This window comes from Geodermatophilus saharensis, from assembly GCF_900188205.1.
In the GTDB taxonomy this organism is placed as follows: Bacteria; Actinomycetota; Actinomycetes; order Mycobacteriales; family Geodermatophilaceae; genus Geodermatophilus; species Geodermatophilus saharensis.
In genome coordinates, this window is the sequence record NZ_FZOH01000001.1 from 695,585 (window position 1) to 718,189 (window position 22,605).

At 74.1% G+C, this 22,605-nt stretch carries 14 protein-coding genes; 8 read left to right on the forward strand and 6 right to left on the reverse strand.

Annotated elements, in window-relative coordinates; translation table 11 throughout:
- Positions 1-112 precede the first annotated feature (112 nt).
- From glgB to CHC04_RS03380, 4 genes are all read right to left on the reverse strand, one after another.
- Positions 113-2,992, reverse strand: a complete 2,880-nt coding sequence (gene glgB / locus CHC04_RS03365) for a 1,4-alpha-glucan branching protein GlgB (protein WP_089402433.1) — start codon at positions 2,990-2,992, stop codon at positions 113-115.
- A 124-nt stretch (positions 2,993-3,116) separates the two neighbouring features.
- Positions 3,117-4,520 (reverse strand): maltokinase N-terminal cap-like domain-containing protein, encoded by a 1,404-nt coding sequence (locus CHC04_RS03370; RefSeq protein ID WP_089402434.1) that lies wholly within the window; start codon positions 4,518-4,520, stop codon positions 3,117-3,119.
- A complete protein-coding gene (gene treS, locus CHC04_RS03375) occupies positions 4,517-6,370 on the reverse strand; it encodes a maltose alpha-D-glucosyltransferase (RefSeq protein ID WP_089402435.1) in 1,854 nt (617 codons plus the stop codon). Before treS ends, CHC04_RS03370 begins: the two co-directional genes overlap by 4 nt.
- A 49-nt stretch (positions 6,371-6,419) precedes the next feature.
- Positions 6,420-8,447 carry an alpha-1,4-glucan--maltose-1-phosphate maltosyltransferase gene (locus CHC04_RS03380; protein WP_089402662.1) on the reverse strand — a complete coding sequence of 676 codons (2,028 nt, stop codon included), beginning with the start codon at positions 8,445-8,447 and terminating at the stop codon, positions 6,420-6,422.
- Positions 8,448-8,600: 153 nt separating this feature from the next.
- Between CHC04_RS03380 and glgP the strand changes: the two genes are divergently transcribed.
- Positions 8,601-11,150 carry an alpha-glucan family phosphorylase gene (gene glgP, locus CHC04_RS03385; RefSeq protein WP_089402436.1) on the forward strand — a complete coding sequence of 850 codons (2,550 nt, stop codon included), beginning with the start codon at positions 8,601-8,603 and terminating at the stop codon, positions 11,148-11,150.
- A 118-nt stretch (positions 11,151-11,268) separates the two neighbouring features.
- Positions 11,269-12,282 carry an FHA domain-containing protein gene (locus tag CHC04_RS03390; protein WP_089402437.1) on the forward strand — a complete coding sequence of 338 codons (1,014 nt, stop codon included), beginning with the start codon at positions 11,269-11,271 and terminating at the stop codon, positions 12,280-12,282.
- A 136-nt stretch (positions 12,283-12,418) separates the two neighbouring features.
- Here the strand turns inward: CHC04_RS03390 and glgX are convergent, their stop codons facing one another.
- A complete protein-coding gene (gene glgX, locus CHC04_RS03395) occupies positions 12,419-14,560 on the reverse strand; it encodes a glycogen debranching protein GlgX (protein ID WP_245816948.1) in 2,142 nt (713 codons plus the stop codon).
- Between the two features lie 63 nt (positions 14,561-14,623).
- On the opposite strand from glgX, the gene CHC04_RS03400 reads away from it, so the two are divergent.
- The 6 genes from CHC04_RS03400 to CHC04_RS03425 all read left to right on the forward strand — a co-directional run bounded on the left by CHC04_RS03400 (position 14,624) and on the right by CHC04_RS03425 (position 20,484).
- The gene (locus tag CHC04_RS03400) at positions 14,624-15,460 is read left to right on the forward strand and encodes an ABC transporter ATP-binding protein (RefSeq protein WP_245816949.1); all 837 of its coding nucleotides are present in this window, start codon (positions 14,624-14,626) and stop codon (positions 15,458-15,460) included.
- A gap of 37 nt (positions 15,461-15,497) precedes the next feature.
- Positions 15,498-16,286 (forward strand): enoyl-CoA hydratase/isomerase family protein, encoded by a 789-nt coding sequence (locus CHC04_RS03405; protein ID WP_089402439.1) that lies wholly within the window; start codon positions 15,498-15,500, stop codon positions 16,284-16,286.
- A 116-nt stretch (positions 16,287-16,402) separates the two neighbouring features.
- Positions 16,403-17,557, forward strand: coding sequence for an ABC transporter substrate-binding protein (locus tag CHC04_RS03410; RefSeq protein ID WP_176449804.1), 1,155 nt, complete (start codon positions 16,403-16,405; stop codon positions 17,555-17,557).
- Between the two features lie 119 nt (positions 17,558-17,676).
- The gene (locus CHC04_RS03415) at positions 17,677-18,456 is read left to right on the forward strand and encodes an ABC transporter permease (RefSeq protein WP_245816950.1); all 780 of its coding nucleotides are present in this window, start codon (positions 17,677-17,679) and stop codon (positions 18,454-18,456) included.
- Between the two features lie 10 nt (positions 18,457-18,466).
- A complete protein-coding gene (locus CHC04_RS03420) occupies positions 18,467-19,381 on the forward strand; it encodes an ABC transporter permease subunit (RefSeq protein WP_245816951.1) in 915 nt (304 codons plus the stop codon).
- Positions 19,378-20,484, forward strand: coding sequence for an ABC transporter ATP-binding protein (locus CHC04_RS03425; protein ID WP_089402440.1), 1,107 nt, complete (start codon positions 19,378-19,380; stop codon positions 20,482-20,484). Before CHC04_RS03420 ends, CHC04_RS03425 begins: the two co-directional genes overlap by 4 nt.
- On the opposite strand, the gene CHC04_RS03430 is transcribed toward CHC04_RS03425, so the two are convergent.
- A complete protein-coding gene (locus CHC04_RS03430; protein WP_089402441.1) occupies positions 20,474-22,552 on the reverse strand; it encodes a protein kinase domain-containing protein in 2,079 nt (692 codons plus the stop codon). The two genes, CHC04_RS03425 and CHC04_RS03430, sit on opposite strands and share 11 nt — an antisense overlap.
- Positions 22,553-22,605: the final 53 nt, after the last annotated feature.

The following is a 22,605-nucleotide window of genomic DNA, read 5'->3' on the forward strand; positions in this document are numbered from 1 at the left end:
GCGGCGCGGAGCCGGGCCATGATGCACGGGCGGGGCAGGGGGCGGAACAGATCTGCGCACGGCGACGGCCGGGCCACTCCGGAGGAGGAGCGGCCCGGCCGTCGGCGGGGGGTCAGCCCTCGTGCAGGAGCCAGACGGTGCCCAGCGGCGGAGCGGACACGGTGGCCGAGAACGGCTGGCCGTGCCAGGACTCCTCGACGGCGTCGACGCCGCCGTAGTTGCCGACACCGGAGCCGCCGTAGCCCTCGGCGTCGGTGTTGAGCACCTCCCGCCAGCGGCCGCCGCGGGGCAGGCCGATGCGGTAGCCGTGGTGCGGGGTGCCGGAAAAGTTGCAGACGACGGCCAGCGCCTGGCCGGCGGTCTGCCCGCCCTCCGGGGTCCCGCCGCCGGCGCCGGACTCGGCCGCCTGGGTGGGCGTGGGGACGTCGGCCACCTTCGGCGTGCCGTAGCGCAGGAAGGTGAGGACGTTGCCGGACGCGTCGTTGGCGTCGATCCACTGGAACCCGGCCGGGTCGACGTCGAGGGACCACAGCGCCGCGATCTCGCGGTAGCGGGCGTTGAGGTCGGTGACCAGCTGCAGCACGCCGCGGTGGGCGGGGTCGTCGAGGTGCCACCAGTCCAGCGAGCGGCTCTCGGCCCACTCGCCGTCCTGGGCGAACTCCGAGCCCATGAACAGCAGCTGCTTGCCGGGGTGGGCCCACATGTAGGCCAGGAAGCCGCGGACGCCGGCCAGCTGCTGCCACCGGTCGCCGGGCATCTTCCGCAGCAGCGAGCCCTTGCCGTAGACGACCTCGTCGTGGCTGATCGGCAGCACGTAGTTCTCGGAGTAGGCGTACATCATCGAGAACGTCAGCTGGTTGTGGTGGTAGCTGCGGTGCACCGGCTGCCGGGAGACGTAGGACAGCGAGTCGTGCATCCAGCCCATGTTCCACTTGAACCCGAAGCCCAGGCCGCCCAGGTGGGTGGGCCGGGTGACACCGGGCCAGGCGGTGGACTCCTCGGCGATGGTGACCACGCCCGGCACCTCGCGGTAGACGGTCGCGTTGACCTCCTGGAGGAACGACACCGCCTCGAGGTTCTCCCGCCCGCCGTACTGGTTGGGCACCCACTCGCCGTCCTCGCGCGAGTAGTCGAGGTAGAGCATCGAGGCGACGGCGTCGACCCGCAGCCCGTCGATGTGGAACTCCTGGCACCAGAACAGCGCGTTGGCGACGAGGAAGTTGCGCACCTCGGTGCGGCCGAAGTTGAACACGAAGGTGCCCCAGTCCGGCTGCTCGCCGCGGCGGGGGTCGTCGTGCTCGTAGAGGGCGGTGCCGTCGAAGCGGCCCAGCGCCCAGGCGTCCTTCGGGAAGTGCGCCGGCACCCAGTCGACGATGATCCCGAGACCGGCCTGGTGGGCCCGGTCCACGAGGTAGCGCAGGTCGTCGGGGTGGCCGAAGCGCGAGGTCGGGGCGTAGTAGCTGGTGACCTGGTAGCCCCAGGAGCCGCCGAAGGGGTGCTCGGCGACCGGCAGGAACTCCAGGTGGGTGAACCCGGCGGCGACGGCGTAGTCGACGAGCTCGTCGGCCAGCTGCCGGTAGGACAGCCCCTGCCGCCAGGAGCCCAGGTGCACCTCGTAGATGCTCATCGGCCGCTCGTGCCAGCCGCCGCGCGCGCGCTCGGCCAGCCACGCGTCGTCGTTCCACTCGTAGCTGGACTCGGTGACGACCGAGGCGTTGTGCGGCGGCACCTCGGTGGCGAAGGCCATCGGGTCGGACTTCTCCCGCCACACGCCGTCGGCGCCGAGCACGTGGAAGCGGTAGCGGCTCCCGACCCGGACGCCCGGGACGAAGATCTCCCAGACGCCGATCGACCCGAGCTGGCGCATCGGGTAGAGCCGGGCCTCCCAGTAGTCGAAGTCGCCGGTGACCTTCACGCCCTGCGCATTGGGCGCCCACACCGCGAAGGAGACGCCCTCGACGGTGCCGCGCGGGGTGTCGTAGCGGCGCACGTGGGCGCCGAGCACGTCCCACAGCCGCTCGTGCCGGCCCTCGCCCACCAGGTAGCGGTCGAGCTCGCCGAGCGTGGGCAGCCACCGGTAGGGGTCGTCGACGGGGAAGGTGTCCGCGCCGTAGGCCACCTCGAGCCGGTAGTCGCCGGGCTGCGCCGGGAGCCGGGCCTCGAAGATGCCGCGCGGGTGGATCTGGCGGGCATCGTGGCGGGCGCCGTCCTCGGCGACGACGACCACGCCGGACGCGTCGGGCCGCAGTGCGCGCACGACCCAGCCGTCGCCGGAGGGGTGGGCGCCGAGGACGCGGTGCGGGTCGCGTGACCAGCCGTCGACGATGGCGCGCAGGTCCTCCTCGGACACGGCGTCGGCCGGGACCGCGGTGCCCTCGCCGCCGGCGCCGGAGGCCGGCCCGCCGTCGGGACCCGTGCCGGTCCCGGCGTCCTCGCCGGGTGCCTGCGGCGCCATCGGCTGCGCCGCGTCGGGCTCCGCCGCGGGCGCGCCCGTGGGCGAGCCGGGCTCGGCGATCGGCGCGGGGGCGACGACCGGTGCGGTCGTGCCGCCCTGCTCGGCGACGACGTCGGCGGCGGGCACGGCCGCGGTGTCGGCCGCGGTCCGCTTCGCGGGGGTCCGCTTGCGGGTGGCCTTCACCGGCGCCTCGCCCTCGGCGGCCTTCTTCGCGGTCCGCTTCGCCGTCTTCCGCGGGGCGGCGGGCTCGGCGGCGCCGTCCCCGTCGGCGACCGCGGCCGCCGTCGCGGCAGGCGTCGCCGCAGCCGTCGCCTTCCTGGCCGGGGCCTTCTTCGCCGGTGCCTTCTTGGCCGCGGCCTTCTTCGCCGGTGCCCGCTCGGCCGGGCCCGCGTTCACGACCGGCTCGCTCTCGGCCGCCTGGGCCTGCGCGGCCCGCTCGTCGACCACCCGCTGCAGCTCCTCCTTGGAGGCCGGCGCCTCGGCGGTCTCGTGGGCGGTGGGCGTGCCGGGAGGGGGTGTCGAGTCGCTCGTCGTCATCGTCGCTTGCCGTCCTCTGCCGTCGTCTGGTGCCGTCGTCTCGTCTGCGTGCTGGGTCTCTCCGGGCGGTGCGCCGTGCGGTGGAGCCGTGCCGGTGGCCGTGCGGTCGCCCCGGGGCGGGCGTTCAGGACTCCCCGGCGGTGAGCCGGGACAGCGACTGCAGCGGGATCATGAGCCAGTTCGGCCGGTTGCGCGCCTCGTAGACGCACTCGTAGACCGCCTTGTCCGCCTCGAAGGCGCGCAGGAGGGGGGAGTCCCCGCACGGGTCCATCCCGCTCGCCGCCGAGTAGCCGGAGCAGAATGCGCCGCGGTTGCGCACTGCCCACTCCTGCGCCCGGTACGCGCGCTGGGCGTCGTCGGGTTGCTCCACGAGCATGTGACGTGCGGCGTAGTCGAAGCTGCGGAGCATGCCGGCGACGTCGCGCAGCGGGCTGTCGAGCTGCCGGCGCTCGGCCAGCGGGCGGGCCGGCTCGCCCTCGAAGTCGAGCACCACCCAGCCGGTCGCCGTCCGCAGCACCTGGCCGAGGTGGAGGTCGCCGTGCACCCGGTGGCGCAGCACCTCCTCGGGGCTGTCGGCGACGGCGGCGTACACCTTCCGCAGGGCCGCGAGGTGCTCCTCCAGCTGCGGGACGACGCCCAGCGCCGCCTCCAGCCGCTCGGTCATGCCCCGGGCGGTCGCGGTGAACCACTCGCGGTCGGCCGGCGCGGTCGGCAGCACCCGCGCGAGGTCGGCGTGCACCGACGCGGTGGCCGCGCCGAGCCGCTCGCTGTCCGCGGCGAAGTCCCCGCCCACCTCGTCGGCGTGCAGGTCGCCCTCGGCGTAGAGGTCGCGGACGCTGGCCGTGGCCAGCCGCCACCCGTCGCTCGCGCCCCGGACGAAGGTCTGCAGCATCGCCACCGTGGCGGGCTCGGCCGACGGGTCGGGGTCGTCGATCTCGACGTACCCCAGCAGCGGGGCGATGTGCGGGTTCTCCGTGCGCCGCAGCGCCTCGCCGATCTCCACGTCGGGGTTGAGCCCGGGCTCGAGCCGGCGGAACAGCTTGAAGATGGCGTCCTGCCCGTAGACGAGCGAGGTGTTGCTCTGCTCGGTGGACACGATGTCGCCGGGCACGCCCTCGGGGATCGGCGCGGGGTCGGTCTGGCTGCCGGCCGGGTGGAAGTGCATCGGCCCGACCGTGGCGGCGGCCGCCAGCTGGGTCAGCCACGGCGTCGTCGCGTCGCGGTCGCGCATCGCGTCGTAGGCGTAGTTCTCCCGGTCGGCGCCCTCGGCGTCCTTGGCCGGCACCGCCCCGATGAACGCGGCGTTGAGGTCCTCCTCGGGGTGCGCGCGCCAGGACAGCGGCACGAGGTAGGTCTCGACGGCGCCGTCGGTGTAGGTGACGCGCACCCGGTGCACCGAGAGCACCGGCTCGGCGCGGGAGAGGAAGAAGCCCTCCTCGCTGACGTCGGCCCACTCCCGGCCCTTGCCGCCGAACCACCGCTGGTGCGGCATCCAGTCCCGCAGCACCTCGGCCAGGGCCGTGCTCATCGGGCACCTCCGGTGTGCTCGTCGTCGGTGCGCGTGTCGCTGTCACCGGGGATCTGCTCGGCCTCGTTGACCAGCCCGGAGGCCAGCAACGAGTCGGCCAGCGGGCTGCTCTCCGTGCCGGCGGCCCCGGCCTGCTCCTCGACGTGCTCGGCGGCCGGCTCCTGCGGGCGGGCCAGCTCGAACCAGTAGAAGCCGTGCCCGGCGAGGGTGAGCATGTAGGGCAGCACGCCGATCTGCGGGAACTCCACCCGGCCGGTCAGCTCGATCGGCGTGAACCCCTCGAAGCGGCGCAGGTCGAGCTCCACCGGCTGCGGGAAGCGGGAGAGGTTGTTGACGCACAGCACGATGTCGTCGCCGAACTCGCGCACGAACGACAGGACCGTCGGGTTGCGGGAGCCGACCTCCTCGTAGGTGCCCAGGCCGAAGGTCGGGTGCTCCTTGCGGACGGCGATCATCCGGCGGATCCACTGCAGCATCGAGTTGGTGTTGCGCAGCTGCGACTCGACGTTGGTGGTCTGGTAGCCGTAGACGGGGTCGGCGTTGAGCGGCAGGTACATCCGCTGCGGGTCGGCGGTGGAGAACCCGCCGTTGCGGTCCGGGGTCCACTGCATCGGCGTGCGCACCCCGTCGCGGTCGCCGAGCCAGATGTTGTCGCCCATGCCGATCTCGTCGCCGTAGTAGAGGACCGGCGAGCCGGGCAGGCTCAGCAGCAGCGCGTTGAACAGCTCGAGGGTGTTGAGGTCGTTCTCCAGCAGCGGCGCCAGCCGGCGGCGGATGCCGATGTTGGCCTTCATGCGGGGGTCCTTGGCGTACTCCGCCCACATGTAGTCGCGCTCCTCGTCGGTGACCATCTCCAGGGTCAGCTCGTCGTGGTTGCGCAGGAAGATGCCCCACTGGCAGTTGTCGGGGATCGGCGGCGTCTGGGCCATGATCTCCGAGATCGGGAACCGCTGCTCCCGGCGGGCGGCCATGAACAGCCGCGGCATCACGGGGAAGTGGAAGGCCATCTGGCACTCGTCGCCGTCCTCGCCGAAGTACTCCACGACGTCGGCCGGCCACTGGTTGGCCTCGCACAGCAGCACGCGGTCGGGGTAGTCGGCGTCGACCACCTTGCGCACGTGCTTGAGGAACTCGTGGGTGCGGGGGAGGTTCTCGCCGTTGGTGCCCTCCTCCTCGAACAGGTAGGGGACCGCGTCGAGCCGGAAGCCGTCGATGCCGAGGTCCAGCCAGAAGCGCAGGGCGTCGATGATCGCCTCCTGCACCGCCGGGTTCTCGAAGTTGAGGTCGGGCTGGTGGGAGAAGAAGCGGTGCCAGAAGTACTGCTTGCGGACCGGGTCGAACGTCCAGTTCGAGCTCTCGGTGTCGACGAAGATGATCCGCGCGTCGGCGTAGCCGGTGTCGTCGTCGGCCCACACGTAGAAGTCGCCGTAGGGGCCCTCGGGGTCGCTGCGGCTGGCCTGGAACCAGGGGTGCTGGTCCGAGGTGTGGTTCATGACGAAGTCGATGATCACGCGGATGCCCCGCGAGTGCGCCGCGGCCAGGAACTCCTGGAAGTCCTGGATGTCGCCGAACTCCGGCAGCACCGCGGTGTAGTCGCTGACGTCGTAGCCGCCGTCGCGCAGCGGGGAGGCGAAGAACGGCGGCAGCCAGAGGCAGTCCACGCCCAGCCACTGCAGGTAGTCGAGCTTGTCGATCATGCCGCGGAGGTCGCCGATGCCGTCGGCGTTGCTGTCGGCGAAGCCGCGGACGAGCACCTCGTAGAAGACGGCGCGCTTGTACCAGAGGGGGTCGGTGCCGCGCGCCGGCAGCGCGGAGCCCGTCTGGGTCGGGTCGGGCACGGGGAGCGTCATCGGTGCGGGTCGTCCTCGCGTGTGGGTGGTCCGGGGGTGGGGCGGGCGGTCAGGGCACGGCCGGCGGCCAGGTCACCGGCCGCGGCAGGTGCACCGAGAGGACGTGCGCGGGCTCCCAGTAGGGGTCCAGCTCGACGTAGTTGAACTGGCCCCAGTCGTAGCGGGCGCCGGTGAGCTCGTCGGTGACGGCGAAGCGCTCGTGCCAGTCCAGCCCGAGCGCGGGCAGGTCCAGCGACGTCGTCCCGATCTGCCGGTTGTGGCTGTCGAGCGCGCAGACGACGAGGACGGCGTCCTGCGAGCCCGGGTCGGTCTTGGAGAAGCAGATCAGGTTGCCGTTGTCGACCGGGTGGAACCGGAGCGTGCGCAGCTGCTGCAGCGCCGGGTGCTGCCGGCGGATCTCGTTGAGCCGGCGCAGGTAGGGCGCGAGACTCCGCCCGGCGGCCTCGGCGCCGGCCCAGTCCCGCGGCCGCAGCCGGTACTTCTCGCTGTCGAGGTACTCCTCGCTGCCCGGCCGCACCGCCACGTGCTCGTAGAGCTCGTAGCCGGAGTACACGCCCCAGGTGGGGCTCATCATCGACGCGAGCACCGCCCGGATCTTGAACATCGGCGGCCCGCCGTACTGCAGGCTCGCGTGCAGGATGTCGGGGGTGTTCACGAAGAAGTTCGGCCGCATGTAGTGCGCGTTGGCGGCCAGCTCGCGGCCGTAGTCCTCGAGTTCCTCGCGACCGGTCCGCCAGGTGAAGTACGTGTAGGACTGGGTGAACCCGAGGCGGGCGAGCTGGTGCATCATCGCCGGCCGGGTGAACGCCTCGGCCAGGAACAGCACGTCGGGGTCGGTCTCCTTGACCGTCCAGATCAGCCAGTGCCAGAAGTCCAGCGGCTTGGTGTGCGGGTTGTCGACCCGGAACACCCGCACCCCGGCGTCCATCCACACCCGCACGACCCGCAGCACCTCGGCGTAGATGCCCTCGGGGTCGTTGTCGAAGTTGACCGGGTAGATGTCCTGGTACTTCTTCGGCGGGTTCTCCGCGTAGGCGATCGTGCCGTCGGGCTTGGTGGTGAACCACTCCGGGTGCTCCTTGACCCACGGGTGGTCCGGTGCGGCCTGCAGCGCGAGGTCGAGCGCCACCTCCATGCCCAGCGCCCGGGTGCGGGTGACGAAGGCGCGGAAGTCCTCCATCGTGCCCAGCTGCGGGTGGATCGCGTCGTGGCCGCCCTCGGCGCTGCCGATCGCCCACGGCGAGCCGACGTCGTCGGGGCCGATCTCGTTGGGGTTCCCGCCGGGGTACTGCGGGGTGTTCGGGCCCTTGCGGTTGACCGTGCCGATCGGGTGGATGGGCGGCAGGTAGACGACGTCGAAGCCCATCTCGGCGATCGCCGGCAGCCGCTCGGAGGCGGTGGCGAAGGTGCCGTGCGTGGGCCGGCCGTCGACCACCGGCCCCTCCGAGCGGGGGAAGAACTCGTACCAGGAGCCGAACAGGGCGCGCGGCCGGTCGACCCACACCTCGTGGTCGGCGGTCGGGGTGACCAGCTCCCGCACCGGGTGCGCGTCGAGGTACTGCTGCACCGCCGAGGCCAGCGCGGGGGCGACCCGGTCGTGCAGCGTCAGGGAGGTGTCGCGCAGCGCGGCCACGGCCTCGCCGAGCCGGCCGCGCCACTCGTCGTCGGCGTCGGCGGCCACGCGCTCGAGCAGCCGCGCCCCCTCCTCGAGGTCGTTGGCCAGCTCCCCGGGGCCCTGCCCGGCGTCGATCTTCACCTCGACGGCGTGGTGCCAGGTGGCCAGCGGGTCGCTCCAGGCCTCGACCCGGAAGGTCCAGCGCCCCTCGCGGTCGGGGACGACGGTCGCGATCCAGCGGTCGGGCTGGTCGCCGTACCGGCGCATGCGCGTGAACGCGCCGCGCGTCCCGTCCGGAGCGGTCCAGACGACGTCGGCCGCGACGGCGTCGTGGCCCTCGCGGAACACGGTGGCCGTGACCGGCAGGTGCTCACCGACCACGGCGCGGGCCGAGAAGGACCCGCAGGACACGACGGGGGCGACATCGGTGATGCCGAGGCGGAGGTCAGTGCGGCGAGTCATCCCGGCCACGCTATCCACCGCGGGGGTCGCCCACACCTCGGCCGCCGGGGCGGGGGAGCGGACCGCGCGGAGCCGGAACCGGGAGGGTGAGACGGGGGTGGGACGCACCGGAGCCGACCTGTCCCGTCCCGCGTCGCTGGCTAGGCTCCCCGCGTGCGAGCACTGCGTCGGTTCACCGTCCGGGCGGCCCTGCCCGAGGCCCTCATGCCCCTGTCCCAGCTGGTCACGAACCTGCGCTGGTCGTGGCACCCGGAGACCCGCGACCTGTTCGAGGCGCTCGACCCGGAGTTGTGGCGCCGCTGCAACAACGACCCGGTCAAGGTGCTCGGCGAGGTCTCCGCCGAGCGGCTGGCGGCGCTGTCGACCGACCGCCGGTTCCTGCGGCGGCTGCAGGACGCCGTCGACGACCTCGACGACTACCTGTCCGCCGAGCACTGGTACCAGTCGCTGGGCCCCGACGCCCCGCGGACCATCGCCTACTTCTCCGCCGAGTTCGGCATCACCGAGGTCCTCCCGCAGTACTCCGGCGGCCTGGGCATCCTCGCCGGCGACCACCTCAAGGCCGCCTCCGACCTCGGGGTGCCGCTGATCGGCGTGGGGCTGCTCTACCGGGCCGGCTACTTCGAGCAGGGCCTGTCGGCCGACGGCTGGCAGCTGGAGCACTACCCCTCGCTGGACCCGCACGGCCTGCCGGTCAAGCTGCTGCGCCAGCCCGACGGGTCCGCCGTCGTCATCTCCGTGCCGCTGCCGGAGGGGCGCACGCTGCACGCGCACGTGTGGCGGGCGCAGGTCGGCCGGGTGTCGCTGCTGCTGCTCGACAGCGACATCGAGGAGAACGCCCCCGCCGAGCGGACCGTCACCGACCGGCTCTACGGCGGCGACGAGGACCACCGGCTGCGGCAGGAGATGCTGCTGGGCATCGGCGGGGTCCGGGCGCTGCGTGCCTACTGCCAGCTCACCGGCACCCCACAGCCGGAGGTGTTCCACGCCAACGAGGGCCACGCCGGCTTCCAGGGCGTCGAGCGGATCCGCGAGCTGACCGAGTCGCACGGGCTGTCCTTCCCCGAGGCGCTGCAGGCCGTCCGCGCCGGCACGGTGTTCACCACGCACACGCCCGTCCCCGCCGGCATCGACCGCTTCCCGCGGGCGCTCATCGAGCGCTACTTCGCCGGCTTCGGGGTCCCCCTGGACCAGCTCATCCCGCTGGGCGCCGAGGAGGACCCGGCGAAGTTCAACATGGCGCACATGGGCCTGCGGCTGGGCCAGCGGGCCAACGGCGTGAGCCAGCTGCACGGGCACGTCAGCCGCGGGATGTTCCGCGACCTGTGGCCCGGGTTCGACGAGGCCGACGTGCCGATCGGCTCGATCACCAACGGCGTGCACGCCCCCACGTGGACCGCGCGGGAGCTGGTGGAGCTGGGCACCCAGACCTCCCGCGCCGGCGACCCGGTCGAGAGCCGCGGGCCGGTCTCCTTCGACGGCGTCGACCGCATCCCCTCGTCGGAGCTGTGGGCCACCCGCCGGATGCTGCGGGCCCGGCTGGTCGACGAGGTCCGCCGCCGGCTGCGGGACACCGCGCTCTCGCGCGGGGCGGCCGAGGCCGAGGTCGGCTGGACCGACGGCGCCTTCGACCCCGACGTCCTCACCATCGGCTTCGCCCGCCGCGTGCCCTCCTACAAGCGGCTCACGCTCATGCTGCGCGACCCCGCCCGGCTCAAGGCCCTGCTGCTGGACCCGGAGCGGCCGATCCAGCTGGTCATCGCCGGCAAGAGCCACCCGGCCGACGACGGCGGCAAGCAGCTGATCCAGCAGATGGTGAAGTTCGCCGACGACCCCGAGATCCGGCACCGCATCGCGTTCCTGCCCGGCTACGACATCGGGATGGCCCGCTACCTCTACTGGGGCTGCGACGTCTGGCTGAACAACCCGCTGCGCCCGCTGGAGGCCTGCGGCACCTCGGGCATGAAGGCCGCGCTCAACGGCGGGCTGAACCTGTCCATCCGCGACGGCTGGTGGGACGAGTGGTTCGACGGCCAGAACGGCTGGGCGATCCCCACCGCCGACGGCGTCGCCGACCACGACCGCCGCGACGAGGTCGAGGCCCGCGCCATCTACGACCTGCTGTCCACGCAGGTGCTGCCGCGGTTCTACGAGACCGACCGCGACGGCATCCCGACCCGGTGGGTGGAGATGGTGCGCCACACGCTGCGCGAGACCGGCCCGAAGGTGCTGGCCACCCGCATGGTGCGCGACTACGTCGAGCAGCTGTACGTGCCGGCCGCCGGGTCGGCCCGCTCGATGGCCGACGGCGGCTACGCCCCGGCGCGCACCGAGGCGCACTGGCGGGCCCGGATCCTGGAGAGCTGGAGCGGCGTGCGCGTGGCGCACGTGGAGGCCACCGGTGCCGGGGACACCCCGGAGATCGGCTCCACGCTGGCGCTGCGGGCGGAGGTGGAGCTGCCGCACCTGACCCCGGCCGACGTCGAGGTGCAGGCGGCCTACGGGCGGGTCGACGACGCCGACGGCCTGCACGAGGTCACCACGGTCCCGATGGAGCACGAGCAGACCGAGGGCTCCCGGCACTGGTTCACCGCCACGCTGCCGCTGGAGCGCACCGGCGCCTTCGGGTACACGGTCCGGGTGCTGCCGCACTCCGAGCACCTGGCCACCCCCGCGGAGCTGGGCCTGGTCCGCAGCGCATAGGGGAAGGGCCGGCGACCCACCCGTCACGCCGGTCGCAGCGCCCCCAGGGGCAGCGGCGACCGGCGTGGCGGTGTCACCGGGCCGCCCACTACCGGCCGAGGTCACTAGGCTGGCGCGCATGCCCGACCGCTGTGAAGTCCTGCCCGGAGACGCCGTCGTCGCACGACGCGGCGGGGGACTGCTCTGGGTCGACGCTCCGGGCTCGCCGGCCCTCGTCGCCGCCCTGCACGCCTGCCTGGGCGTCGCCGGCCCCGGCGCCGACCGCGTGCTGGCCGCGGTGGCCTCCCAGGTCCCCGCGCTCGGCGGCAGCTCGGCGTCCTTCGCCCTCGTCCTCGTCGACTCCGAGGGCGGCTCGGGCACCGGCGTCGCGCTGTGGGCCGGCAAGGGGCAGCCCGCCGTCGACGGCGTCCCGGTCTCCGGCCAGCCGGCCGACGGGTGCACCGTGGCCGCCGGCTTCCCGCTGGGCGGCACCCTCTACGTCGGCCCCGGGCAGGCCGCGCCGTCGATGCCGCCCGGTGTCGCCTACGACCTGCACACCGGCACCGTCCCCGGGTCCGGCGCGCTGCTGCACCTGGCCGCGCCCGCCCACGCCGGCGCCGCCGCGGCGCCGGCGTCCGCCGCGCCGTCGTCGTTCACGGCCGGTTCCGACGCCGGCTTCGCCGGTTCCTCCTCCTACGGTGCCGCCTCGGGCACGCCGTCCTACGGCTCCTCCGGCTCCTCGGTCGTGGGGTCGGCCGCCCGCGCCGACGAGGGCGAGGAGACGGCGTTCTGGAAGCCCGACACCGCCTCGGCCCCCGTGCTGCGCTTCGACGACGGCCTGGTCGTCACCGTCGACGAGGACCTCGTCCTCGGCCGCCGGCCCGACAGCCACGAGCTGGTGACCTCGGGCAACGCCCGGCCGGTGCCGATCGCCGACACGCAGAACGTGCTGTCCTCGGCGCACGCGGCCATCCAGCGCACCGGCCGCGAGGTCACGCTGACCGACCTCGGCTCGCTCAACGGCACGCACGTCGCCGGGCCGGAGGCCACCGAGTGGACCCAGCTCGAGCCCGGCGTCGCCCACCCGCTCGCCGACGGTGACCGGCTGCTGCTCGGCTGGACGGTCATCACCTACGAGCAGCCGCAGGACTGACGAAGGCCCTCCCTGCCCCCACCGCTCGCACGCTCGCGGCGGGACCCTGCAGGAGGGCCGCCGTCCCGGCTCACCGTGCTGCGTCCTGGCTCACCGTCGACGGTGAGCCAGGACGCAGCACGATCAGCTCACCTGGTCACGCGGGGCGGCGGAGGACCCGCAGCAGCCACACCGTGCGCGCCGGGACCTCGATCGGCCCCGGCGCGACGACGGCCGGCCGCGGCGGTGCCCCCGTGGCGTACTCGGTGCTGACGACGAACTCGTAGCCGTCGGCCCACGGCGCCCCGGGCAGGTGCACGGTGACCGGCTCGGGCCCGGCGTGCAGCTGCACGAGGTAGGAGTCGTCGACCACCGGCCGGCCGTAGGGGTCGCGGTGCCGGATCGCGCGGCCGTCGAGGTACATGCCGACCGTCTGCAGGTCGGCGTCGAACCAGTCTCCTGTGGTCAGCTGGCCGCCGGCGGGGGCGAACCAGGCGACGTCGCGGGTGCCGCCGGTGGCGGGGATCTCGTGGCCCTCGAAGAACGCCTCCTGGCGCAGCACCGGCGAGTCGCGGCGCACCCGCAGCAGCCGGCGGACGAAGGCCAGCAGGTCCGCGTCGACGCCGTCCCAGTCGATCCAGGACACCTCGTTGTCCTGGCAGTAGGCGTTGTTGTTGCCGCCCTGGCTGCGGCCGAGCTCGTCGCCGGCGGTGAGCATCGGCACGCCGGTGGACAGCAGCAGCGTGGCCAGGTGGTTGCGCACCTGCCGCGCCCGCAGCGCCTGCACCGCCGGGTCGTCGGTGGGCCCCTCGACGCCGCAGTTCCAGTTGCGGTTGTGGCTCTCGCCGTCGCGGTTGTCCTCGCCGTTGGCCTCGTTGCGCTTGCGCTCGTAGGTGACCAGGTCGGCGAGGGTGAACCCGTCGTGGGCGGTGACGAAGTTGATGCTGGCGAAGGGGCGCCGGCCGTCGGAGCGGTAGAGGTCCGACGAGCCGGTCAGCCGGTAGGCGAGGTCGCGCACGCCGACGTGCGCCCCGGACCAGACGTCGCGCACGGTGTCGCGGTAGCGGCCGTTCCACTCGGTCCACAGCGGCGGGAAGTTGCCCACCTGGTAGCCGCCCTCACCGATGTCCCACGGTTCGGCGATCAGCTTGACCTGGCTGACCACCGGGTCCTGGTGGACGACGTCGAAGAACGCCGAGAGCCGGTCGACGTCGTGCATCGAGCGGGCGAGTGCCGCGGCGAGGTCGAACCGGAAGCCGTCGACGTGCATCTCGGTGACCCAGTAGCGCAGCGAGTCCATGAGCAGCGCCAGCACCTGCGGTCGGCGGACGTCGAGGGTGTTCCCGCAGCCGGTGTAGTCGGTGTAGCGGGCCGGGTTGGCGCCGTCGAGCCGGTAGTAGCCGGGGTTGTCGATGCCCCGCAGCGACAGCGTCGGGCCGGTGGCGTCGCCCTCGGCGGTGTGGTTGTAGACCACGTCGAGGACCACCTCGATGCCGGCCGCGTGCAGCGCCTTGACCATCGCCTTGAACTCGGTGACCTGCGCACCGCCGGACCCCGCCGAGCTGTAGGCGGCGTGCGGGGCGAAGAAGGCCAGCGAGTTGTAGCCCCAGTAGTTGGTCAGCCCGCGGCGCAGCAGGTGCGGCTCGCTGACGAAGTGGTGCACCGGCAGCAGCTCGACGGCGGTCACCCCGAGCGACTGCAGGTGCTCGACGAACGCCGGGTGCGCCAGGCCCGCATAGGTGCCGCGCAGCGCCGGCGGGACCTCGGGGTGGCGCATGGTCGCGCCCTTGACGTGCACCTCGTAGATCACGGTGTCCGACCACGACGTGCCCGGCCGCCGGTCGCCGTCCCAGGGGAAGGAGTCGTGGACGACGACGCCGCGCGGCACGAACGGGGCCGAGTCGCGGCCGTCGGGCGTGCCCGCGTCGGGGCGGAAGCCGAACAGCGCCGGGTCGAGGGTCTGCTCGCCGTCGACCGCGCGGGCGTAGGGGTCCAGCAGCAGCTTGGCGGGGTTCCACCGCCACCCGGCACCGGGGTCGTAGGGGCCGTGCACGCGGTAGCCGTAGCGCTGCCCCGGGCCGACGCCGGGCAGCCGGCCGTGCCAGACCTGGTGGGTGGTCTCCTGCAGCCGGTGGCGGTGCTCGGTCCCGTCGGGGTGGAACAGGCACAGGTCGACGGCGGTCGCCCCGGCCGACCACACCGCGAAGTTGGTGCCGGTGCCGTCCCAGTGCGCGCCCAGCGGCGCGGGGGACCCCGGCCACACGTCCGCGTCGTCGGGGCTGTCGTCGGCGGTGATCACCCGCCGATACTGCACGGTCCGTCCGTCGGGCGGAGGGATCAGGGCAGTTGGTTGGATGGGGCCGTGTCGAGCAGCGCCGTCTCCAGCGGTGGAGTGTCCCCCCGGCCCGCCGGAGCCGAGCCGGTCGTCGAGATGCGCGGTGTGGACGTCGTCCGCGGCACCTCGTACCTGCTGCGCGGCGTCGACTGGACGGTCCTGCCCGAGCAGCGCTGGGTCGTGCTCGGGCCCAACGGCGCGGGCAAGACGACGCTGCTGCAGCTGGCCGGCGCGCACCTGCACCCGACCCGCGGCGAGGTGCGGCTGCTCGGCGAGACGATGGGCGCGGTCGACGTGTTCGAGCTGCGCCCCCGGATCGGGCTGACCAGCGCCGCACTCGCCCAGCGCATCGAGCCGGGGGAGCGGACCGGCGACGTCGTCCTGTCGGCCGGGTACGCCGTCGTCGGGCGGGGCCGGGAGCGCTACGACATCCACGACCTCACCCGGGCCGCCACCCTCATGCAGCAGTGGGGGGTGCAGGCGATCGCCCACCGCCCCTTCGGCACGCTGAGCGAGGGCGAGCGCAAGCGGGCCCAGATCGCCCGCGCGCTGATGCCCGACCCGGAGCTGCTGCTGCTCGACGAGCCCGGTGCCGGTCTGGACCTCGGCGGCCGCGAGGACCTCGTCAGCCGGCTGTCCGACCTCGCCCGCTACCTCTACGCCCCGGCGCAGGTGCTGGTCACCCACCACGTCGAGGAGATCCCGCCGGGCTACACGCACGCGCTGCTGCTGCGCGAGGGCGCCGTCGTCGCCTCCGGCCCGCTGTCGCAGGTCGTCACCGGTGAGGCGCTGTCGACCACCTTCGGGCTGCCGCTGCGCCTGGAGCGCTCCGACGGCCGGTTCACCGCCCGCCGCCGCGGCTGAGCACCCCCGGCCGGGCGGCCTGGCTAGGGTGCCCGGCATGTCAGCAGCGCCGCAGTTCGTGACCCTGTCGGTCGAGGACGGGGTCGGCACCATCCGCCTCGACCGCCCCAAGATGAACGCGATCGACGAGCAGCTGCACACCGAGGTCCGCGCCGCTGCCCTGGAGGCCGGCGAGCGGGCCGACGTGCGCGCCGTCGTCCTGTACGGCGGCGAGCGGGTGTTCGCCGCCGGCGCCGACATCAAGGCGATGTCTCAGCTCGACGGGCGGTCGATGGTCGCCTGGGGCCGCGAGCTGACGAACAGCTTCACCACCGTGGCCCGCGTCCCCAAGCCGGTCATCGCCGCGATCACCGGGTACGCCCTCGGCGGTGGCTACGAGCTCGCGCTGTGCGCGGACTTCCGGGTGATGGGCGCCGGCGCGAAGATCGGGCAGCCGGAGATCCTGCTCGGCGTCATCCCCGGCGCCGGCGGCACCCAGCGGCTGGCCCGACTGGTCGGCCCGGCCAAGGCCAAGGACCTGGTGTTCACCGGCCGGCACGTCGGCGCCGAGGAGGCGCTGGAGATCGGCCTGGCCGACGCCGTCGTCCCCGACGGCGAGGTCTACCCGACGGCGGTGGCGATGGCGCGGAAGTTCGCCGCCGGCCCGCCGCTGGCCCTGGCCGCCGCCAAGCGGGCGGTCGACGAGGGGCTCGACCTGCCGCTCGACGGCGGCCTGGAGCTGGAGAGCCGGCTGTTCGCTGGGCTGTTCGACACCGAGGACCAGAAGACCGGCATGCGCTCGTTCCTCGAGAACGGGCCGGGGAAGGCCACCTTCAGCGGCCGCTGAGCCCGCCGACGCCGAGTGTTCCCCGCGCCGTTCCCGGATCGGCCCCTCGGGACGGTGCGGTTCTGTCACCATCCGCGAGGCCGCCCCGGCCGACCCACCGCTCCCCTGGAGGACCCGTGCGACCCACCCCCACCCTGAGGACCGCGACCGTGCTGGCGGCCGCGACCCTCGTGCTGTCGGCCTGCGGCGGGGGTGACGACGGCGGCAGCGGCAGCGGCTCCGGCGGCGGCACCGACGCGGCCGGCGCCCGCTCGGCCGAAGACCTCGGCGGCATGGACGCCCTCGTCGAGGCCGCGCAGGAGGAGGGCACGCTCAACGTCATCGCGCTGCCCCGCGACTGGGCCAACTACGGCGAGATGCTCGACACCTTCAGCGAGAAGTACGGCATCGAGATCGACGAGGCCAACCCGACCGGCTCCAGCCAGGACGAGCTCAACGCCGTGGAGAGCCAGCGCGGCCAGGACCGCGCGCCCGACGTCCTCGACCTCGGCACCGCCTTCGCCCGGCAGGCGCAGGCCCAGGACCTGCTCGCGCCCTACCAGGTGGAGACCTGGGACGAGATCCCCGAGGGCCAGAAGGACCCCGAGGGGCACTGGTACAACGACTACGGCGGCTACATCTCCATCGGCTGCAACGCCTCGGTGATCGCGCAGTGCCCGACCTCGTTCGAGCAGCTGCTCGACCCGCAGTACGCCGGCCAGGTCGCCCTCAACGGCAACCCGACGCAGGCCGCGGCGGCCTTCGCCGGCGTCTGGGCGGCCTCGCTGGCCAACGGCGGGGACCTCGACGACATCGGCCCGGGCATCGACTTCTTCAAGCAGGTGAAGGACGTCGGCAACTTCAACCCCGTCGAGATCACCCCGGCGACCATCCAGAGCGGCGAGACGCCCCTGTCGATCGACTGGGACTACCTCAACGCCGCGCAGACCGCGACGTTCGCCGAGCAGGGCGTCGACTGGCAGGTGAACGTGCCCAGCGACGGGCTCTTCGGCGGCTACTACAGCCAGGCGATCAGCGCCTACGCGCCGCACCCGGCCGCCGCGCGGCTGTGGCAGGAGTTCCTCTACAGCGACGAGGGCCAGAACATCTGGCTGCGGGGCGGCGCCCGGCCGGTGCGACTGCCGGCGATGGAGGAGGCCGGCACGGCCGACGCCGAGGCGCTCGCCGCGCTGCCGCCGGTCGAGGGCACCGCGGACTTCCCGACCCAGGAGCAGGAGAGCGCCGCGCAGCAGGTCGTGGCCACCCGCTGGAACCAGGAGATCTCCGGCTGAGCACCGTCGTCCCCGCTGCCGCGCCGGCGTCCCCCCGGGGGCGCCGGCGCGGCAGCCTGCTGTCCGCGCTCGGGATCGTCCCGTTCCTGCTCTACGTCGCGGTCTTCCTCCTGCTGCCCGTGGGCGTGCTGGCGGTCGAGGCCTTCCGCGCGGTCGACCCGGTCACCTTCGAGGAGTCCTGGTCGACGGCGAACATCGGCACGATCACCGGCGGCGCCTACGCCCGCGCCTACCTCGGCAGCCTGCAGCTGTCGGCGGTCACCGCCGTGCTGGGCGCCGTCCTCGGGCTGGCGCTGGCGTTCGCCGTCGCGCGCTCCCGCCGGGGCCGGCTGCTGCGCCGGCTGGTGCTCACCGCCTCGGGCGTGCTGGCCAACTTCGGCGGCATCCCGCTGGCCTTCGCCTTCATCGCCACCATCGGCACCGCCGGGGTGGTCACCGCGCTGCTCACCGGCCCGCTCGGGCTGGACGGCTTCTCGCTGTACTCGACGACCGGCCTGGCGGTGGTCTACCTGTACTTCCTGGTCCCGCTCATGGTGCTAACGATCCTCCCGGCGATCGAGGCGCTGCGCCCGCAGTGGCGCGAGGCCTCCGACGTGTCCGGCGCCGGCGGCTGGCAGTACTGGCGGTACGTGGGCGGCCCCGTCCTCGCCCCGCCCGTCCTCGGCGCCACGGTGCTGCTGTTCGCGTCCGCGTTCGCCGCCTACGCCACGGCCAAGGCGCTCGTGGGCAGCAGCGTGCCGCTGGTGACGCTGCAGATCGCCGACTCGCTGTCGAGCAACGTCGTCGTCGGCGCGGAGAACCTCGGCAAGGCGCTCGCGCTGGGCATGGTCGGGCTCGTCGGGCTGGTGATGGTCTTCTACACCTGGGTCCAGCGGCGCACGTCGCGGTGGCTGTCGTGAGCGGGCCGTCGTGAGCGCCACCGCCGGACCGGCGACGTCGACCGGGCTGTCCACCGCGGCGGTCACCGGTTCCGGCGGCGTCGAGCCGGAGACCCCGGCCCGCCCCGCCCGCAGGGGTCGCGGCTGGTGGCGCTGGGTCGTGTTCGCCGTCCTCGGCGTCTACTTCCTCGTGCCGCTGGGCGCCTCGGTGTGGTTCACCGTGCGCGACCGGGGACGCGGCGGGGTCAGCGCCGACGTCTACGCGGGCATCCCGTCGGCGGAGGGCTTCGCGGAGAACTTCGGCCGCTCGCTGGCCCTGGGCGCGCTGACCGTGCTGATCGCCCTGCTGCTCATGGTGCCCACCGTGCTGCTGGTGGAGCTGCGCCTGCCTCGGCTGCGGCCGCTGGTGGAGCTGCTCACCCTCGTGCCGCTGCTGCTGCCGCCGATCGCGCTGGTGGTGGGCGTGCGCAGCGTGCTCGCGTGGGCGCCCGAGTACTTCTTCGGCACCCCGCTGGCCGAGGCGTTCTTCGCCCTGCAGGAGCCGGCGCTGCCGTGGATCCTCGTGCTCGTCTACGTCGTGCTGGCGCTGCCGTTCGTCTACCGGGCGCTGGACGCCGGTGTGCGCGGCGCCCAGCTGCGCACGCTGACCGAGGCCGCGCGGGTGCTCGGCGCGTCCTGGCCCCGCGTGGTGCTCACCGTGGTGCTGCCGGTGCTGCGGACGTCGGTGCTCAACGCCGCCTTCCTCACCCTGGCGCTGGTGCTGGGCGAGTTCACCGTCGCCAACATCCTCGGCTTCGAGACCTTCCCCACCTGGATCGTGCGGATCTCCGGCTCGCAGCCGCAGCTGTCGGTCGCCGTCTCGGTGCTCTCGCTGCTGCTCACCTGGGCGCTGCTTCTGCTGATCTCCGCGCTGGACCGCCGGCGCCGCGAGGAGGACCCCGCATGACCGCCGTCCGCCCGGGCTCCCGGGTCTCCGCCCCCGCCGACCTGCGGGAGGCCCCCGGCGTCGCCGTCCGGCTCGAGGGGCTGACCCGCCGCTACGGCGGGGTGCTCGCCCTCGACGGGCTGGACCTGCAGATCGCCGGTGGCGAGTTCCTCGCCCTGCTCGGGCCCTCGGGCTGCGGCAAGACGACGGCGCTGCGCGCGATCGCCGGCTTCGAGGTCCCCGACGCCGGGCGGGTGTGGTTCGACCGCCGCGACGTCACCGGGCTCCCGCCGGCCCGGCGCGACGTCGGCATGGTGTTCCAGGCCTACAGCCTCTTCCCGAACATGACCGTGGCCGACAACGTCGCCTACGGCCTGCGGGTGCGCCGCCGGGGCAGGGCCGAGCGGGCCGCCCGCGCCGCCGAGCTGCTGGAGCTGGTCGGCCTGGCCGACCGCGGGAGCCGCTACCCCCACCAGCTCTCCGGCGGCCAGCAGCAGCGGGTGGCCCTGGCCCGCGCGCTCGCCGTCGCCCCGCAGGTGCTGCTGCTCGACGAGCCGCTCTCCGCCCTCGACGCCCAGGTGCGCGTGCAGCTGCGCGAGGAGATCCGCCGCATCCAGCTCGAGCTCGGCACCACCACGGTGTTCGTCACCCACGACCAGGCCGAGGCGTTGTCGGTGGCCGACCGGGTCGGCGTCATGCGGGCCGGGCGGCTGGAGCAGGTCGCCTCGCCCGACGAGCTCTACGAGCGCCCCGCCACGGCGTTCGTGGCCTCCTTCGTCGGCACGATGAACCGCATCCCGGCCGTGCTCGGCGACGGCGACGTCGAGTTCCTCGGGGTCCGCCGCGAGGTGCTCGGCGCTCCGCCGCCGCCCGGCCCGGCGTTCGCGCTGGTCCGCCCGGAGGCGCTGGCGGTCGGGGCCGACCCGCAGGGCGCCGGCCGCGTCGTCACCCGCACGTTCTCCGGCGCCACCACGCGGCTGGCGGTCGCGCTGCCCGACGGCGTCGAGGTGCAGGCCGACGTCCCCAGCGCCGGCAGCCAGGGCCTCACGCCCGGCACGCCGGTCACCGTCACCCCCGCCGAGCGGCCGGTGCTGGTCGAGGCCGCCGCCCCGGTCACGCCGTGAGCCGGTAGACCACCACGGTGGCGTCGTCGAGGTTGGTGACGTAGGCCCGCTGCCCGTCCGCGGACACGGCCACGCTCGTCGGCGACGTGCCCGGGGTCGGGGAGGCGGTGACGTCGAGCGTCGCGGCGTCCACCACCGACATGGTGTTCCCGTCGACGTCGGTGGTGTAGAGGTGCCGGCCGTCGGGCGCCCACGCCACGTCCTGCGGGCTGCGGCCCACGGGACCGGTGTCCAGGAGGGTGTCGGTCGCGGCGTCGACCAGGCGGATCTCGTGGCTGCCGAAGGAGACGACGGCCACGCGGCTGCCGTCCGGCGAGAGCGCGACGCTGTGCGGGGCGACGCCGGCGGGGATCTCCTGCAGCACCCGTCCGCCGTCGTCCAGGGCGAGCACGGACAGCACGCCGGACTCGTGGTTGGCCGCCCAGGCGCGCCGGCCGTCGGGGGAGACGGCGATCCAGTGCGGGTTCGGCGCCACGGGGTAGGAGTCGACCTCCTCGCCACTGGCGGTGTCGAGCACCTGGACCCGCGCCTCCTCGTGCAGCGGGACGTAGAGCCGCGTGCCGTCGGGGGAGACCTCCGGGGCGTAGGGCCGCAGCCCGACCGGGGCCGTCTGCAGCACCTCGGTGGTGGCCGTGTCGACGACGACGACCGCGTGCACGGTGTCCGCGTCGTCGTAGACGGTGACGTACGCCCGGCTGCCGTCGGGGGAGAAGGTGACGAACCGGGGCGGCCCGGCCTCGATGGGGATCTCGGCGCTCACGCTCAGCGAGGTCAGGTCGAGGACGCTGACCACGCCCGCGTCGCGGTGGGTGACGTAGGCGTACCGGTCGTTGGGCGCGATCGCGAGGTAGCCCGGCGTCGGGGGGACGCGGATGGGGTCGCCGAGGCGGGTCGGCACCGCGAGGCTGGCCGGCGGCGGCCCGCTCGGAGTGGGCGCCGGGGCGGTGCCCTCGGGGGCCAGGGTGCTCTCCGGCGAGCCGGAGGGGGTCCCGGCCGCGTCGGCCCCGCCGTCGTCGCGGGGCCACAGGAGGACCGCGAGGCCCGCGGCGACCAGGGCGAGGACGAGCGCGGCCACCAGCGCGGCCCGCCGTCCCGGGCGCCGGGCAGCCGGGGTGCGGGACGGGACCGCGGGCAGCTGCTGCACGGAGCTGTGCGTGCCGTCGCCCGAGCGCACGCCCAGGACGGCGGTCGCGGCGGGAACCGTGCTCGCGGGCACGGTGGCCGTCGAGGAGGTCCCGGACCGTGGTGCGGCGGGCGGCTCCAGGGCGCGGCGAGCGGCCTCGATCAGCGCGCGGGGCGTCGGGTGGCGGTCCTCGGGTCGCTTGGCCATGCCGCGGGCGATGACCGCGTCGAGCGCCGGGGGGACGCCGGGCACCAGCTCGCTGGGCCGGGGCGGGTCGGCGTAGAGGTGGGCGTAGAGCAGCGCGGGCAGGTCCTCGCCGCGGAAGGGGCGGCGTCCGGTCAGGCACTGCGCCAGGACACAGGCCAGGGAGTAGACGTCGACCCGGCCGTCGATCGGCTGGTCGGTGAAGCGCTCGGGCGCCATGTAGTCCAGCGTCCCGACCGTGGCCCCGGTGATCGTCAGCGACGTCCGGGTGCTGCCGATGGAGCGGGCGATGCCGAAGTCGACGACGTAGACGAAGTCGGTGGGTGTCACCAGGACGTTGCTCGGCTTGACGTCCCGGTGCACGAGGTGGTCGGCGTGGGCGGCCTCCAGGGCGTCGGCGACCTGGGACAGCAGCGCCACCGTCCGGGCCGGCGGCAGCGGGCCCTCGCGGAGCAGGTCGCCGAGGTCGCGGCCGTCGACCAGCCGCATGTCGATGAACAGCCGGCCGTCGATCTCGCCGTAGTCGTGGATGGGGACCACGTGCGGCTCGCGCAGCCGCGCCGCGACGTGCGACTCGCGCCGGAAGCGGCTGGCGAACTCCGGGTCCCCGTTGAGGTTCTCGGGCAGCAGCTTGAGCGCCACGAGCCGTTGACGGCGGGTGTCGCGGGCCCGCCACACCTCGCCCATCCCGCCCGTCCCGATCAGCTCCTCCAGGACGTAGGGGCCGAAATCGCGCGACATCGGGGCTCCTCGGCTGGTCGGCCGGGCCACCGCGGGCGGCCGTCACCGGCAGG